Origin of the sequence: Nocardioides pollutisoli (assembly GCF_040045055.1) — a bacterium.
GTDB classification, from domain to species: Bacteria; Actinomycetota; Actinomycetes; order Propionibacteriales; family Nocardioidaceae; genus Nocardioides; species Nocardioides tweenelious.
The window spans coordinates 541,652-557,435 of record NZ_JBDZDU010000001.1 but is presented as its reverse complement, the minus strand read 5'-3'; the positions used below and the strand labels follow the sequence as shown (position 1 = coordinate 557,435).

The window sequence follows — 15,784 nt, the reverse complement described above, 5'->3', positions numbered from 1 at the left end:
CTCACCGATGACGCCGGGCGGTGTGACTTACGTCCGGTTACCGCACGGTCACCCGGTGAGGTACGACGAGAGCGCGGTAGTGCCGCTCCACCAGCTCGTCGACGGCTTCGGCCCAGGTGCGGGTCGCGAGCTCGCGAGCGCGCTGGCCGAGGAGGCCCCGATGGCGGTCGGCGGCGAGGGCGGCTACCGCGCGGACCAGGTCGCGCGGGTCGTCCGGGTCGTGGAGCAGCCCGGTCTCGAGGTGCCGGACCACGTCGACCGCGCCTCCCGAGCGGGGCGCGACCACCGGGACGCCGCTCGCCGCGGCCTCGCGCAGCACGTGACAGCAGGTCTCGTGCAGCCCGGGGTGGACGAGCAGGTCGAGCGAGGGGAGCACCGCGGTCAGCTCGCCGGTGGTGAGGGCGCCGGTGAACTTGGCGCGGGGCAGACGGGCCTCGAGCCAGGACCGCTGCGGGCCGTCTCCGACGATCACCGGTCGGATCCCGGGGACCTGCGCGAGCTCCGCGAGGCGGCGTACGTCGTGGCGGTTGCGGAGGCTCCCGACGTAGCCGACGACGACCAGCGGCCCGGGCCGCGACCGGGTGAGTGACCAGCGGGTGTGCAGCCAGTCGTCGCGCAGCGCCGGGGTGAAGGCCGCCGTGTCGACGCCTGGCTCCCACAGGCGGGCGTCGCGGTCGAGCATCCAGGTCGAGGTCACCAGCAACCGGTCGGCGGTGACGTCGGCCAGCGTGGGGGACTGCTCGACGACGAGGGTGGGGACCCCGAGCCTGCGGGCGTGCTTGAGGGCCTTGCGGCCGATCGTGCCGGGCGAGGTGACGTGGACGAGGTCGGGACGGAAACCGGCCAGGGCGTCGCGCACCTGGCCGCCCGGCTTGTCGAGCGGCCGGATCCGGACGATCCGGCCGCCGCGGTACGACGTGAGCCCGGGGCCGGGAGCCACGATCTGGATCTCGTGGCCGGTGTCGACCAGCCGGTCGGCGACCGCCTTGACCGTGGTCGTCGTGCCGTCGACGGCGGGGAAGAAGGTCTCGGTCACGAGGGTGATCCGCATACCCCCACCATGACGTCGACCGGTGTCCGGTCGGCCGCGTCCGGGTGGACGTCGGATGAACCCGGATCTGGAACACGTTCTCGATATCTCGGTGTGGGCCCTTTCACATCAGGCCCGGAATGTGCAGACTCACCTATCACGACCACGACCGGAGGCTGCGGATGGCGACAGATCTGACGGGTGTGAACGGGCCCACGAGGGCTCGGATCAACGCGAAGACTCTTCGTACCGACAGATGGTGGCTCTACCCGGCGGTGACGTTCGTGGTGTTCGTCGCCTTCATCATCTACTCGACCTGGCGCGCGTTCTCCGGAGAGAACTACTTCTCGGAGCCGTACCTCTCGCCGTTCTACTCGCCGTGCCTGAGCAACGAGTGCGTCCCGGGCTCGTCGGACTTCGGGCAGCCGTTCGGCGGGTGGCCGCTCTCGCCGGCGCTGCTGATCCTGGTCTTCCCGCTCGGCTTCCGGCTGACCTGCTACTACTACCGCAAGGCCTACTACCGGTCGTTCTGGCTCTCGCCGCCGGCCTGCGCGGTCGCCGAGCCGCACGGGAAGTACACCGGCGAGACCCGCTTCCCGCTGCTGGCGCAGAACGTCCACCGCTGGTTCTGGTACGCCGCGGTCCTGGTCGCCCTGGTCCTCAGCTACGACGTGATCCTCGCGTTCGGGCCGGCCGAGGGTGAGGCCGACGGGATCCACATGGGCCTCGGCACCCTGATCATGCTGGTCAACGTCGTCTTCATCTGGCTCTACACCCTGGGCTGCCACTCCTGCCGGCACATCATGGGCGGCCGGCTCCGGCACTTCTCGAAGCACCCGGTCCGCTACAAGCTCTGGGGCTGGGTCTCGAAGCTCAACGGCCAGCACGCCCGCTGGGCCTGGTGCTCCCTGTTCTCCGTCGCGCTGACCGACTTCTACATCTACCTGCTCTCGACCGGCGCCTTCGACGACCCGAGGTTCTTCTGATGACCGAGTCCACCCGCCACCCCATGACCGGCAACGAGATGTCCGGGGCCAGCGAGGGCGGCATGGAGCGGCACCAGTACGACGTGGTGGTGGTCGGTGCCGGTGGCGCCGGCCTGCGTGCGGCGATCGCGGCGCACGACGCGGGCGCCAAGGTCGCGCTGGTCTGCAAGTCCCTGCTCGGCAAGGCCCACACGGTCATGGCCGAGGGCGGCATCGCCGCGGCCATGGGCAACCGCTGGCCGGAGGACAACTGGGAGGTGCACTTCCGCGACACCATGCGTGGCGGGAAGATGCTCAACAACTGGCGCATGGCCCAGCTCCACGCCCAGGAGGCGCCCGAGCGGGTCATGGAGCTCGAGGACTGGGGCGCCCTGTTCGACCGCACCGACGACGGCCTGATCTCGCAGCGCGACTTCGGCGGCCACAAGTACGCCCGGCTCGCCCACGTCGGTGACCGCACCGGACTGGAGATGATCCGCACCCTGCAGCAGCGCGCGGTGGCACTCGGCATCGACGTCTTCATGGAGTGCACGATCACCGACCTCATGAAGGACGACGGCAAGATCTCGGGCGCCTTCGGCTACTGGCGCGAGAGCGGCCGCTTCGTCCTCTTCGAGGCGCCGTCGGTGATCCTCGCGACCGGCGGCATCGGCAAGTCCTTCAAGGTCACCTCCAACTCGTGGGAGTACACCGGCGACGGCCACGCGCTGGCCATGCGCGCCGGCGCGAGCCTGATCAACATGGAGTTCGTGCAGTTCCACCCGACCGGCATGGTCTGGCCACCCTCGGTGAAGGGGCTGCTGGTCACGGAGTCGGTGCGCGGCGACGGCGGCATCCTCAAGAACTCCGAGGGCAAGCGCTTCATGTTCGACTACATCCCCGACTTCTTCAAGGCCGAGACGGCCGACACGATCGAGGAGGCCGACCGGTGGTACGACGACAAGAAGAACAACCGTCGTCCCCCTGAGCTGCTGCCGCGCGACGAGGTCGCCCGGGCGATCAACTCCGAGATCAAGGCCGGCCGCGGGACGCCCCACGGCGGCATCTACCTCGACATCGCGTCGCGCCGTACGCCCGAGTTCATCCGCAAGCGGCTGCCCTCGATGTACCACCAGTTCAAGGAGCTGGCCGACGTCGACATCACGGCCGAGCCGATGGAGATCGGCCCGACCTGCCACTACGTGATGGGTGGCGTGGAGGTCGACGCCGACAGCCAGGAGAGCGCGGTCACCGGCCTCTACGCCGTGGGCGAGTGCTCGGGCGGCATGCACGGCTCCAACCGGCTGGGCGGCAACTCGCTCGGCGACCTGCTGGTCTTCGGCAAGCGTGCCGGCGAGGCGGCCACGGCGTACACGAACTCCCTGGGCGACAACCGGCCGAAGGTCGACGAAGCCGACGTGAAGGCGGCGCAGGCGAGCGCGCTGGCGCCGTTCGAGGTCGAGGGCGGCGAGAACCCCTACACGATCCAGTCCGACCTGCAGCAGTCGATGAACGACCTGGTCGGCATCATCCGCACCGCCGCCGAGCTCGAGGAGTCGCTCTCCGAGATCGAGGCCTTCAAGGTGCGGGCGAAGTCGATGAAGGTCGAGGGTCACCGGCAGTACAACCCGGGCTGGCACCTCGCGATCGACCTGCGCAACATGCTGATCGTCGGCGAGTGCATCGCGAAGGCGGCCCTGGCTCGCCAGGAGTCCCGCGGCGGCCACACGCGCGACGACTTCCCCGGCCCGAACCCCGAGTGGGGCACCAAGAACCTGGTCGTCAACCTCAACGCCGAGGGCACCGGCGTCGACCTGCACGAGAAGCCGCTCCCGGTGATGCCGGACGAGCTCAAGAAGTACTTCGAGTAAGGGGCACGGACATGGGCTACGACCTCAAGATGCGGATCTGGCGCGGCGACCAGAGTGGCGGTGACCTCGGCGACTACACGGTCGAGGTGTCCGAGGGCGAGGTCGTCCTCGACGCCCTCCACCGGGTGCAGGCCACCCAGGCCGGCGACCTCGCGATCCGGTGGAACTGCAAGGCCGGCAAGTGCGGCTCCTGCAGCGCCGAGATCAACGGCAAGCCCCGGCTGCTGTGCATGACCCGGCTCTCCGACTTCGAGGAGTCCGAGACGATCACGGTCACCCCGATGCGCACGTTCCCGGTGATCCGCGACCTGGTCACCGACGTGTCCTTCAACTACGAGAAGGCGGCCGAGCTCCCGTCGTTCGCCCCGCCGCCGCGCGACGCCGACGGCAAGCGCCGGATGGCGCAGATGGACGTCGAGCGCGGCCAGGAGTTCCGCAAGTGCATCGAGTGCTTCCTCTGCCAGAACACCTGCCACGTCGTCCGTGACCACGACGACAACAAGCCGGCCTTCGCGGGCCCGCGCTTCTTCCTGCGGTACGCCGAGCTCGACATGCACCCGCTCGACACCCACGACCGGCGCGAGCTGGCCCAGGGCGCGGCCGGCCTCGGGATGTGCAACATCACCAAGTGCTGCACCGAGGTCTGCCCCGAGGGCATCAAGATCACCGACAACGCGATCATCCCGATGAAGGAGCGCGTGGTCGACCGCAAGTACGACCCGCTGGTGTGGCTCGGCAACAAGATCGGCATCCGCAACAAGGACAACGAGGGCCGCACCGAGGTGTAGCCCCCCCGGTGGTTGAGGAGGTCGCTCTGCGACCGCACTCGTTACCCCCGCAGCCAACGCGGGGCGATGTGCGCGGGTTGCGGACCGCTGGCGGTTGCGCGCCGATAGGCAATTACGCGGCTACGGCACGCTCGGGTGCACGTCGCTTTCCGGCCTCCTGGTCGCGTGGTCGGTGGTTGAGGAGGTCGCTCTGCGACCGTCTCGAAACCCCCGCAGCCAACAGGTGACAGCGACCGAAAAGAATTTCTGAAAAGTGTCCACATCCCGGTCAAACACTGGGTTCTGGGCACCTGACTGTCGGTGGTCAGTGCTTGGGTTGAACCATGACCACGACAGCAGACATCGACTCCCCGGCTGGGGTGCTCGACGCTGTCCGCGAGCAACACCAGAGCGAGTCCACCGCGACCATCGAGAAGTTCCGCCTCGCTGTCGAGTGGGCGGTGATGCACCCCGCCGAGTCCGTGCTTCACGCGGCGATGGTCGACGGGACCGAGGGCGAGCTCGCGATCGCCGGTCCCGGTGCACCGTTGGTTGCGGAGTTCTGCGTGGCCGAGCTCGCGCTCGCACTGGGCATGTCGACCGATGCCGGGAAGCGGTACCTCGGTGACGCCGTCGAGACCCGCTACCGGTTGCCGAAGATGTGGTCGCGGGTCATGCGTGGTGAGGTGCCGGTGTGGAAGGCCCGCCAGGTCGCCACGAGGACCATCGGGCTGTCCGAGGACGCAGCCGGGTTCGTGGACACCCACGTCGCACCAGTCGCGCACCGGTGCTCGTACGCCGCGATCGACCGGGCCGTCGACCATGCACGGGACATGTTCGACCCCGACGAAGCCGAAGCACGCCGCGCCGAACAGGCAGAGCACCGCCACGTCGACATCCGGCTGGGTGACGTGACCACCGACGGGCTCGTCTACATCGAAGCCACCACCGACCTCGCCGACGCCCTCGCGTTCGAGGCGCAGGTCGCGGCGAAGGCTCACGACCTGCTCGACACCCACCCGCAGCTGTCATTGGACGTACGCCGGTCCATGGCGTTGGGACACCTCGGCGACAGCGTCAGCCGGGAACTGGTGGTCCACACCCACCACGACGTCTCGAGCACCGACGGACTGGTCCGGGTCGACAACACCAAGTCGTGGATCACCGTCGAACAGCTTGGCGAGTGGTGCCAACAGGAGCACACCCGCGTCACGATCCGACCGGTGTTGGATCTCAACGAGCACCTGCACACCGACCGGTACGAGGCCACCGACAGGCTGCGGGAACAGGTGATCCAGACCCACCCCACCTGCGTCTTCCCACGCTGCGAACGACCATCGAGACGCTGCGACCTCGACCACACTGTCGAGTGGCCCGAAGGCCCCACCGACTCCCTCAACCTGGTCCCGCTCTGCCGGAGCCACCACCGGTTGAAGACCCACGGCGGCTGGACCTACCAACGCACCGGCCACCGGTCCTTCGACTGGCTTAGCCCTCACGGCATCACCTACCGAAGAACCTGACGCCCCACACCCCGCCGCCGGCGGGGTCACCGGCGCGCCCGAGCGCTTCTAGGCGACCTGGTCCACGGGCTGTTCCTTCTTCACCTTCTTCAGGTTCAGCGTCTGCTCCGGGACCGACCCGCCGCGGATCTCGTCGGCGACCTCGTGGATCCGGAGGTCGCTGGCCTGCCAGTCACCGGCCTTCTCCTCGGTCCACGGCTTCCGGCCGCGGCGTACCTCGACGGTCCAGTGCCGGCCGAGCAGCACCCGGCCGAGCAGCGCGAACGGCAGCACGGCCAGCACGAGCGCCATCTCGATGCCGGCGACCACCAGCAGGACGAGGAACGGGATCACCAGGATCAGCGACAGCAGACCGAGGAAGGCGCCGAGGGCCCCGTCGCCCCAGTTGCCGTAGTAGCTGCCCGGCAGCCACCGCAGGATGTCGCGCACGCGGCGCCGCCACGGGAACCAACGCCGACTGATCCGCCAGGTCTGCCCGTCCGGAGAGGTCACCTTCACCGAGGGAGACTAGCCCGGCATCATGCTCACCAGGACCCGCGCGGCCAGGTAGGTCGCCCCGCCGAGCGCGCCGGCGATGACGACGGTGACCACCAGTACGGTGGCGACCGCCTTGACGATCGTGACGGACCTCGACTGATCTCCCACGTCCTCACACTCCTCCCGAGTCGACACAGGTAGGACGCACGAGCGGCCGTCCCGGTTGTCGGTGCCCGGTGCTTGGCTGGATCCGTGACGGACCCGGAAGTGCTGTTGACGACCGACGAGGCCGGTCGATGCCATCTCCACATCGCCGCGGACCTGGACGGCGAGGGCGTCGGCGTGGCTCGTTTCCACGCGCTCCTGCGTCAGGAGGCCGCCAAGCTCGCCGCCCTCGGCGACACCAGGCCGCTCGCGGAGCGGATGGTCCGAGCGCTCGAGGTGCTGGCCGACCGGCAGGCCGCGCTCGACCTGAGCGCCAGCTCTCAGGTCACGGCCCGATCCGCGACACGGTCGAAAAGGTCACACTCAGTGGTCACGGTCACTCCGCGCTCCTAGGGTTCGCAGCATGACTGTCGAGGGAGGGCTGGACGAGCCCACGGACCTCGAGCCCGATCAGGGCTCGCTGGACCTCGCGTCCCCGGACGACGCCTGGGGCGTCGCCGACTGGGAGGCGCAGGCCGCCGCCGTGCTCCGCAAGGCCAAGCGGCTGACCGACGAGGACCCCGACGACCTGGTCTGGCAGAAGCTCACCCGCACCACCCTCGACGGCATCCCGGTCACCCCGCTCGGCACCGCCGCGCTGCTGGACGACCTCGAGACCTCCGGCCGCCCGACCCGTTCCGGCGACTGGGACATCCGGGCCCACGTCGACGGCCGCGACGCCGAGCTCGCCAACGAGGAGTCGCTCGCCGACCTCGACGGTGGCGTCACCAGCCTCTGGCTGCGGGTGGCTGCCGACACCGATCTCTCCGTCCTGCTGAAGGACGTCCTGCTCGACCTGGCGCCGGTCGTGCTCGACGGGGGAGACCCGGCCGCCTTCCTGTCCTACCTCGAGGGTCGCGAGCTCCACCCCGACACCAACCTGGGCGTGCCCGCGGCCGAGGCCACCGCCGACCTGGCCAAGGCCGCCCGCAAGGCCGAGGTCCGGGCCTTCGTGGTCGACGCGACCACGGTCCACGACCGCGGCGCCTCCGACGTCCAGGAGCTGGGCTGGTCGATGGCCGCCGGCGCGGCGTACCTCCGCACCCTCACCGAGGCCGGGATCGGCGTCGATGAGGCCGCGGGCCTGGTCGAGTTCCGCTACGCCGCCACCGACGAGCAGTTCCCGACGATCGCCAAGCTCCGCGCCGCCCGCCGGCTGTGGGCGCGCGTGCTCGAGATGAGCCAGGCCGAGACCCGCGAGATGCGTCTGCACGCGGTCACCAGCCGGCCGATGATGAGCAAGTACGACCCCTGGGTCAACATGCTGCGCACCACCGTCGCGGCCTTCGCCGCCGGTGTCGGCGGCGCCGACTCGGTCACGGTGCTGCCGTTCGACTGCCCGCTCGGTCGCCCCGACGCGTTCGGTCGCCGGATCGCCCGCAACACCTCCCACCTGCTCATCGACGAGTCCCACGTCGCCCACGTCGCCGACCCGGCCGGCGGCTCCTACGCCGTCGAGAAGCTCACCGACGACCTGGCCCGTGCTGCCTGGGAGACCTTCGGCCGCCTCGACGACGGGGCCGACCTCGACGCCGAGATCGCCGTGACCGTGGAGAAGCGCGAGGCCGAGATCGCGAAGCGCAAGCGGCCGATCACCGGGCTCACCGAGTTCCCCAACCTCGGCGAGGTGCTGCCCGAGCGCGCGCCGACCGACGAGTGGGACGGCGTACGCCGCTACGGCGCCAGCTTCGAGGCCCTGCGCGACGAGCCCGCCGCGACCCCGGTCCTGCTGGCCACGCTCGGCACCGTCGCCCAGCACACCGCCCGTGCGACGTTCGCGACCAACCTCTTCGCGGCCGGTGGCATCGCCCTCACGTCCGACGACGGCAGCCACCGCGTCGCGTGCGTGGCCGGCACCGACGCGGCCTACGACGAGCAGGGCGCCGAGACGGCGGCCGAGCTGCGCAAGGCCGGTGTCGAGTGGGTGATCGTCGCCGGGAAGCCCCGCGACTGGGCCGACGACTCCTGCGCGATGGGCGTCGACGCCCTGGACTTCCTGACCCGGACGAGGGAGAAGCTGGCATGAGCGAGCGGAGCGAGCGAATCATCCAATACCGCCGTGAATGTGACTCATGCGCGCACGGAGCGAAGCGAGTACGCGTATGAGCATCCCGAGGAGCTTCAGCGCCGAGCCGTGGATGTCCCCCGAGGGCATCGAGATCAAGCCGTCCTACGGCCCCGAGGACATCGCGGGCCTCGACGCGCTCGACACCCTGCCCGGCCTGAGCCCGTTCCTGCGCGGGCCCTACCCCACGATGTACACCACCCAGCCCTGGACGATCCGGCAGTACGCCGGCTTCTCCACCGCCGAGGAGTCCAACGCGTTCTACCGCCGCAACCTCGCGGCCGGCCAGAAGGGCCTGAGCGTCGCGTTCGACCTGGCGACCCACCGCGGCTACGACTCCGACCACCCGCGCGTGCGCGGTGACGTCGGCATGGCCGGCGTGGCGATCGACTCGATCTACGACACCCGCACCCTCTTCGACGGCATCCCGCTCGACGAGATGTCGGTGTCGATGACCATGAACGGCGCCGTCCTGCCGGTGCTCGCGCTCTACATCGCAGCAGCCGAGGAGCAGGGGGTGAAGCCGGAGCAGCTCGCGGGGACGATCCAGAACGACATCCTCAAGGAGTTCATGGTCCGCAACACCTACATCTACCCGCCGGCGCCGTCGATGCGGATCATCTCCGACATCTTCAGCTACACCTCGGCGAAGATGCCGCGCTTCAACTCGATCTCGATCTCCGGCTACCACATCCAGGAGGCCGGAGCGACGGCCGACCTCGAGCTCGCCTACACGCTCGCCGACGGCGTCGAGTACATCCGCGCGGGGCTCGACACCGGGATGACGATCGACCAGTTCGCGCCGCGGCTCTCCTTCTTCTGGGCCATCGGCATGAACTTCTTCATGGAGATCGCCAAGATGCGCGCGGCCCGCGCGCTCTGGGCCAGGCTCGTGCGCGAGTTCGACCCCCAGAACCCCAAGTCGCTCAGCCTGCGCACCCACAGCCAGACCTCCGGGTGGTCGCTCACCGCCCAGGACGTCTTCAACAACGTCCAGCGCACCGCCATCGAGGCGATGGCCGCGACCCAGGGGCACACGCAGTCGCTGCACACCAACGCCCTCGACGAGGCGATCGCGCTGCCGACTGACTTCTCGGCCCGGATCGCGCGCAACACCCAGCTGCTGCTGCAGCAGGAGAGCGGTACGACGGGGACGATCGACCCGTGGGCCGGCTCCTACTACGTCGAGCGGCTGACCCACGACCTCGCCGAGCGCGCCTGGGCGCACATCCAGGAGGCCGAGCAGGCCGGCGGCATGGCCGCGGCGATCGAGCAGGGCATTCCCAAGATGCGCATCGAGGAGGCCGCTGCCCGCACCCAGGCGCGGATCGACTCCGGCGCCCAGAAGGTCATCGGCGTCAACACGTTCCGGCTCGCCGCCGAGGACAAGCTCGACGTGCTCAAGGTCGACAACGACGACGTCTACCGCCAGCAGATCGCCAAGCTCGAGCGGCTCCGTGCCGAGCGCGAGGACGACGAGGTCCGCCGTACGCTCGAGGCGCTCACCAACTCCGCCGACCGCGGTGCCGAGAAGGGGAGCCTCGACGGCAACCTGCTCGCGCTGGCCGTCGACGCGGCGCGTGCCAAGGCGACCGTCGGCGAGATCTCCGACGCTCTCGAGAAGGTCTACGGCCGGCACCAGGCCGTGATCCGTACGATCAGCGGCGTGTACAGGGACGAGTCGAGCCAGGGCGACGGCTCCCTGCTCCAGCAGGTGCTCGACGCGACCGAGGAGTTCGAGGAGGCCGAGGGTCGTCGTCCGCGCATCCTGGTCGCCAAGATGGGCCAGGACGGCCACGACCGCGGCCAGAAGGTCATCGTCAGCGCCTTCGCCGACATGGGCTTCGACGTCGACGTGGGCCCGCTGTTCTCCACGCCCGAGGAGGTCGCCCAGCAGGCGGTCGACGCCGACGTGCACATCGTCGGGGTCTCGTCGCTGGCGGCCGGACACCTGGCGCTGCTGCCCGCCCTCAAGCAGGCGCTGGCCGACCAGGGCCGTCCCGACATCATGGTCGTGATCGGCGGCGTGATCCCGCCCGACGACGTGCCGACCCTGCTCGAGATGGGCGCCGCCGCGGTCTTCCTGCCCGGCACGGTCATCGCGGAGTCCGCGCTCGACCTGCTGGCGAAGCTGCGGGAGCAGCTCGAGCACTGATGCCCGACGTCGAGACGCTCGTCGAGGGGATCCGCGCAGGACGGCGGGCCGCCGTCTCGCAGGCGATCACGCTCGTCGAGTCGACCAGCCGCAAGCACCGGGAGCAGGCGCGCGCGCTGATGACCGAGCTGGCGACCGTGCCCGGTGACGCGGTGCGGGTCGGCATCTCGGGCGTCCCCGGCGTCGGGAAGTCGACGTTCATCGAGGCCCTCGGCACCCGGCTCACCGCGGCCGGTCACCGGGTGGGCGTGCTCGCGGTCGATCCGTCGAGTGTCCGCACCGGTGGCTCGGTGCTCGGCGACAAGACCCGGATGGCTCGCCTCGCGACCGACCCGAACGCCTTCATCCGCCCCTCGCCGTCCGCAGGCACCCTCGGCGGCGTCGCCCGCGCGACCGTGCAGGCGATGACGGTCCTGGAGGCCGCGGCGTACGACGTCGTGCTCGTCGAGACCGTCGGCGTCGGTCAGTCCGAGGTGACCGTGGCGGGGATGGTCGACACCTTCCTCTTCCTCACCCTCGCCCGCACGGGCGACCAGCTCCAGGGCATCAAGAAGGGGATCCTCGAGATCTCCGACGTGATCGCGGTCAACAAGGCCGACGGCGACCGCGAGCAGGAGGCCCGGGTGGCCGCGCGCGACCTCGCGGGTGCCCTGCGCCTGGTGCGTGGTCACGACGAGTGGGCGCCACCGGTGGTGACCTGCTCCGCGCTCGAGGGCACCGGTGTCGACGACGTCTGGGACCGCGTGATCTCCCACCGTGACCACCTCGGCGCCGCCGGGCTCGCCGACAAGCGCGCCCACCAGCAGCTCGAGTTCACCTGGGCGCTCGTGCGCGACGAGCTCGACCAGCGGCTGCGTCACTCGGCCGGGGTCAAGGCCATCCGCGCCGAGCTCCGCGACGCGGTGCTGTCCGGCGACCTGCCTGCGACCGTCGCCGCCGACCGCATCCTCGCGGCGTACGACGAGGGGTCCGCGAGCTCGTAGCCCGGGACGAGCCGGGTCGAGTTGTCCCGTGGGAATGGGTCAAATAGATCATGCGCTCGGGACACCGGGCAGGTGAGGCTAGGGCCATCTGATCCCACCCACGGAGGAATGACATGCGTACTTCTCGCCTGCTGGCAGCGCTGGCAGCCACCGCCGTCGCCGGAGCCCTGGTGGCGGTACCCAGCGCCGAGGCCGCCGCGCCGAAGCCGAAGACCCTGACCCGGCACCTGCTCGCCCCGCTGAGCGTGGCGGTCGACGGTGACGACGTCTACGTCACCCAGAACTTCGGCGGCACGCTGAACAAGCTGCGGCCCGGCAAGAGCCCGAAGACGATCTACAAGTCCAAGGGCGGCAACGAGGTCGGCGGCGTCTCGGTCCGCAAGGGACACGTCGTCTTCACCGAGACCGCGAGCGACCCGGAGACCGGGGAGCCCTCGGACTCCTGGGTGAAGGAGATCAACGCGAAGGGCAAGGTCAAGACCCTCGCGCACATGCGGGCGTACGAGAACGCGAACAACCCCGACAGCGTCATCACCTACGGCATCTCGGACCTCGACGAGGACTGCGCGGCGCAGTGGCCGACCGACGACTTCGGGCCGGTCAGCTACCCGGGTCACCTGGACTCGCACCCCTACGCGACCTACCAGACCGCCAAGACCGTCTACGTCGCCGACGCCGGCATGAACGCCGTCGTCGCGATCACCGGCAAGAAGATCGAGACGGTCGCGGTCACGCCGGCCACCGACGTCCCGATCACCGCGGACCTCGCCACCCAGGTGGGTCTCCCGGACTGCACGGTCGGGCACACCTACCACGGTGAGTCCGTGCCGACGGACGTCGAGCTCGCCCCGGGCGGCGACCTGGTCGTGACGACCGAGGGCGGTGGCCTCGGCGAGCAGTTCCCGCTCGGTGCGGTCTCCAGCGTCGACCCCGCGAGCGGCGTCATCACCCAGCTCGCCGGCCACCTCCAGACGCCCACGGGCGTGGCGGTCAAGCCGAACGGCGACCTGCTGGTCGCCGAGCTCTTCGCCGGTCAGATCTCACTGATCAAGAAGGGCAGCTCGGACGTCTCGCCGTACGCCGTGGCTCCGCTGCCGGCGGCGGTCGAGATCGCGGGCGGCGACGTCTACGCGACCGTCAACGTCCTCCCCGGTGACGGCCAGGCGCCCGACGGCAAGGTCGTCCGCTACAAGGGCTGAGCCGGTCCTTGGCGGCGCGGGTCTCGGCGGAGCAGCCGGGGCCTGCGCCGCCGTACGTAGTGAACTAACCTCGACACCGATGTCCGAGGCCGCGCCGACCCCGACCGGGTCCCTGATCGAGTCCGTCGTCGCCGATCGCGACGCCGAGCTCGTCGCGCTGCGCCGGGACCTGCACGCCCAGCCCGAGCTGTCCTGGCGGGAGACCCGCACGACCGCGCTGGTCGCCGAGAGGATGCTCGCCGCGGGATGGCGGGTCACCCAGCCGGCCCGCACCGGCCTGATCGCCGAGATCGGCGACGCCGGTCCGCTGGTGGCGCTGCGCGCCGACCTCGACGCGCTGCCGGTGCCCGACCTGACCGGCGACCCGTGGGCCAGCACCGTCGAGGGCGTCACCCACGCCTGTGGCCACGACGTCCACACCTCCGCCCTGGTCGGGGCCGCTCTCGCGCTGGCTCGGGTCCACGAGGCCGGACTGCTGCCGGGACGGGTCCGCCTGCTCTTCCAGCCGGCCGAGGAGGTGATGCCGGGGGGAGCCCTCACGCTGATCGAGCTGGGTGCCCTCGACGGCGTCGACCGGGTCTTCGGTCTGCACTGCGACCCGACCCTCGACGTCGGCCAGATCGGGCTCCGGGAGGGCCCGATCACCGGCGCGGCCGACCACCTCGACGTCACGCTGACCGGCTCGGGGGGTCACACCTCCCGCCCGCACCTCACCGAGGACCTCACCTACGCGCTCGGGAAGGTCGTCACCGAGCTGCCCTCGATCCTGTCCCGTCGGCTCGACCCGCGGGCCGGCGTCAGCGTCGTGTGGGGGATCGTGCGGGCCGGCTCGGCGCACAACGTGATCCCGGCGACCGGCCGGGCCGGCGGCACGGTCCGGATGCTCGACGCGGTCGCGTGGGCCCAGGCCGAGAAGCTCGTCCCGATGCTGGTCGAGGAGATCGTCGCGCCGTACGGCGTGCGCGCGGAGGTCGACTACCAGCGCGGCGTACCCCCGGTGGTCAACGACGTGGACTCCACCCTGCGGCTGACTCGCGCCGTCGAGCGCGTGCTCGGCCCCGATGGGCACGTTCCCACGCAGCAGAGCCTGGGCGGCGAGGACTTCGGCTGGTACCTCGACCGGGTCCCCGGAGCCATGGGGCGGCTCGGCACGCGCACCCCCGGAGGTCCGACGTACGACCTGCACCAGGGCAACCTCCGCGTGGACGACCGGGCCGTGGGCATCGGAGCGCGGGTGCTCGCGCACGTCGCGATCACGTCACTCGCCTCCGTCTGACCTCCGGAAGACAAATCTTCCTGCGCTCCCGCATCGACTCGATAACAACTTCGTGAACGGGCTTGCCGGACCCCACCCAGGCCCTAGGGTTTCTCTGTTTTCCGCGCTCCCGCGGGGTACCAAGCACACGAAGGAGGCGTCTTGCGACGCACCACGAAATTCGCAGCTCTGATTGCGGTCAGCGTCCTGGCCCTCGGCGCCTGCGGTAGCGACAGTGACGGCGGCAGTGACGGCAAGGCCAGCGGTGGCTCCTCCACCGACGCCAGCGCCGACATCTGCAAGGACGCCGACGGCAGCGGTCCCAAGATCGGCCTGGCCTACGACGTGGGTGGCCGTGGCGACCAGTCCTTCAACGACTCCGCCTACGAGGGTCTGTCGAAGGCCGTCCAGGAGTTCGACGGCTCGTGCATCGAGGGCGAGGCCCAGGACGGCGAGGCCGAGTCGGCCCGCGAGGACCGCCTCCGCCAGATGGCTGACGCCGGCGCGACCGCCATCATCGGTGTCGGCTTCGCCTACAGCGACTCCGTCAACGCCGTGGCTCCCGACTACCCGGACGTGAACTTCGGTGTCGTCGACGGCTTCGACCCCGACGACAAGGCGAACGACAACGTCGCCTACTTCTCCTTCGCCGCCAACGAGTCCTCCTTCCTGGTGGGCGTGGCGGCTGCCGAGACGACCAAGTCCAAGCAGGTCGGCTTCGTCGGTGGTGTCCACAACGACCTGATCAAGGCGTTCGAGGCCGGCTACACCGCTGGTGTGAAGGCTGTCGACCCGAGCATCAAGGTCGACGTCGCCTACATCGAGGAGAGCGACCTCTCCGGCTTCGGCGACCCGGCCGGTGGCAAGACCGCCGCCGCTGGTGAGTTCGACAAGGGTGCCGACGTGGTCTACCACGCCTCCGGCGCCTCGGGCAGCGGTGTCTTCGACGCCGCGGTCGAGGCCGGCGACGGCAACTGGGCGATCGGTGTCGACTCCGACCAGTACCTCACCGCGACCGCCGACCAGCAGCCGCACATCCTGACCTCGGCGCTCAAGCGCGTCGACGTCGCGACGTACGACTTCATCAAGTCGGTCAACGACGGTTCGCCGAAGACGAGCTACGTCACCTACGACCTCACCAACGACGGCGTGGGCTACGCGACGTCCGGTGGCTTCGTCGACTCGATCAAGGCCGACATCGACGGCTACGCCGACAAGATCAAGAACGGCGAGATCAAGGTTCCGACCGCCCCGTGACGGGTGGGCGGATCGTCGCCTGACTACTAACGT

Annotated in this window: 14 protein-coding genes; 11 read left to right on the top strand and 3 right to left on the bottom strand. The window is 70.1% G+C overall.

Annotated elements, in window-relative coordinates; genetic code table 11:
* Positions 1 to 37: 37 nt before the first annotated feature.
* Positions 38 to 1,051 carry a glycosyltransferase gene (locus ABLE68_RS02690; protein WP_348869624.1) on the bottom strand — a complete coding sequence of 338 codons (1,014 nt, stop codon included), beginning with the start codon at positions 1,049 to 1,051 and terminating at the stop codon, positions 38 to 40.
* Positions 1,052 to 1,305: 254 nt separating this feature from the next.
* On the opposite strand from ABLE68_RS02690, the gene ABLE68_RS02685 reads away from it, so the two are divergent.
* The 4 genes from ABLE68_RS02685 to ABLE68_RS02670 all read left to right on the top strand — a co-directional run bounded on the left by ABLE68_RS02685 (position 1,306) and on the right by ABLE68_RS02670 (position 6,156).
* Positions 1,306 to 2,016: a hypothetical protein gene (locus ABLE68_RS02685; protein ID WP_348869623.1), complete on the top strand. Its 711-nt coding sequence runs from the start codon at positions 1,306 to 1,308 to the stop codon at positions 2,014 to 2,016.
* Entirely contained in the window at positions 2,016 to 3,866 is a 1,851-nt protein-coding gene (locus tag ABLE68_RS02680; protein ID WP_348869622.1) for a fumarate reductase/succinate dehydrogenase flavoprotein subunit, read from the top strand. Before ABLE68_RS02685 ends, ABLE68_RS02680 begins: the two co-directional genes overlap by 1 nt.
* Before the next feature lie 11 nt (positions 3,867 to 3,877).
* Positions 3,878 to 4,654, top strand: coding sequence for a succinate dehydrogenase/fumarate reductase iron-sulfur subunit (locus ABLE68_RS02675; RefSeq protein WP_348869621.1), 777 nt, complete (start codon positions 3,878 to 3,880; stop codon positions 4,652 to 4,654).
* A 323-nt stretch (positions 4,655 to 4,977) separates the two neighbouring features.
* Positions 4,978 to 6,156: an HNH endonuclease signature motif containing protein gene (locus ABLE68_RS02670; protein WP_348869620.1), complete on the top strand. Its 1,179-nt coding sequence runs from the start codon at positions 4,978 to 4,980 to the stop codon at positions 6,154 to 6,156.
* Between the two features lie 48 nt (positions 6,157 to 6,204).
* On the opposite strand, the gene ABLE68_RS02665 is transcribed toward ABLE68_RS02670, so the two are convergent.
* Together ABLE68_RS02665 and ABLE68_RS02660 are read right to left on the bottom strand one after the other, a co-directional pair.
* Complete coding sequence (locus tag ABLE68_RS02665; protein WP_348869618.1) at positions 6,205 to 6,654, bottom strand: hypothetical protein; 450 nt, start codon at positions 6,652 to 6,654, stop codon at positions 6,205 to 6,207.
* A gap of 9 nt (positions 6,655 to 6,663) precedes the next feature.
* Entirely contained in the window at positions 6,664 to 6,801 is a 138-nt protein-coding gene (locus tag ABLE68_RS02660) for a hypothetical protein (protein ID WP_348869616.1), read from the bottom strand.
* Positions 6,802 to 6,885: 84 nt separating this feature from the next.
* Between ABLE68_RS02660 and ABLE68_RS02655 the strand changes: the two genes are divergently transcribed.
* The 7 genes from ABLE68_RS02655 (at position 6,886) to ABLE68_RS02625 (ending at position 15,751) form a co-directional block, all read left to right on the top strand.
* Complete coding sequence (locus ABLE68_RS02655) at positions 6,886 to 7,191, top strand: hypothetical protein (RefSeq protein WP_348869615.1); 306 nt, start codon at positions 6,886 to 6,888, stop codon at positions 7,189 to 7,191.
* A gap of 10 nt (positions 7,192 to 7,201) precedes the next feature.
* Positions 7,202 to 8,863 carry a methylmalonyl-CoA mutase family protein gene (locus ABLE68_RS02650; protein WP_348869614.1) on the top strand — a complete coding sequence of 554 codons (1,662 nt, stop codon included), beginning with the start codon at positions 7,202 to 7,204 and terminating at the stop codon, positions 8,861 to 8,863.
* Between the two features lie 76 nt (positions 8,864 to 8,939).
* Complete coding sequence (gene scpA, locus ABLE68_RS02645; protein WP_348869613.1) at positions 8,940 to 11,057, top strand: methylmalonyl-CoA mutase; 2,118 nt, start codon at positions 8,940 to 8,942, stop codon at positions 11,055 to 11,057.
* Positions 11,057 to 12,040, top strand: a complete 984-nt coding sequence (gene meaB / locus ABLE68_RS02640) for a methylmalonyl Co-A mutase-associated GTPase MeaB (protein WP_348869612.1) — start codon at positions 11,057 to 11,059, stop codon at positions 12,038 to 12,040. The genes scpA and meaB overlap by 1 nt, the downstream gene beginning before the upstream one ends.
* Before the next feature lie 113 nt (positions 12,041 to 12,153).
* On the top strand, positions 12,154 to 13,239 hold the full coding sequence (locus ABLE68_RS02635; protein WP_348869611.1) for a ScyD/ScyE family protein: 1,086 nt from the start codon (positions 12,154 to 12,156) through the stop codon (positions 13,237 to 13,239).
* A gap of 79 nt (positions 13,240 to 13,318) precedes the next feature.
* Positions 13,319 to 14,515, top strand: coding sequence for an amidohydrolase (locus ABLE68_RS02630; RefSeq protein ID WP_348869609.1), 1,197 nt, complete (start codon positions 13,319 to 13,321; stop codon positions 14,513 to 14,515).
* Between the two features lie 141 nt (positions 14,516 to 14,656).
* On the top strand, positions 14,657 to 15,751 hold the full coding sequence (locus tag ABLE68_RS02625) for a BMP family lipoprotein (protein WP_348869608.1): 1,095 nt from the start codon (positions 14,657 to 14,659) through the stop codon (positions 15,749 to 15,751).
* Positions 15,752 to 15,784 lie beyond the last annotated feature (33 nt).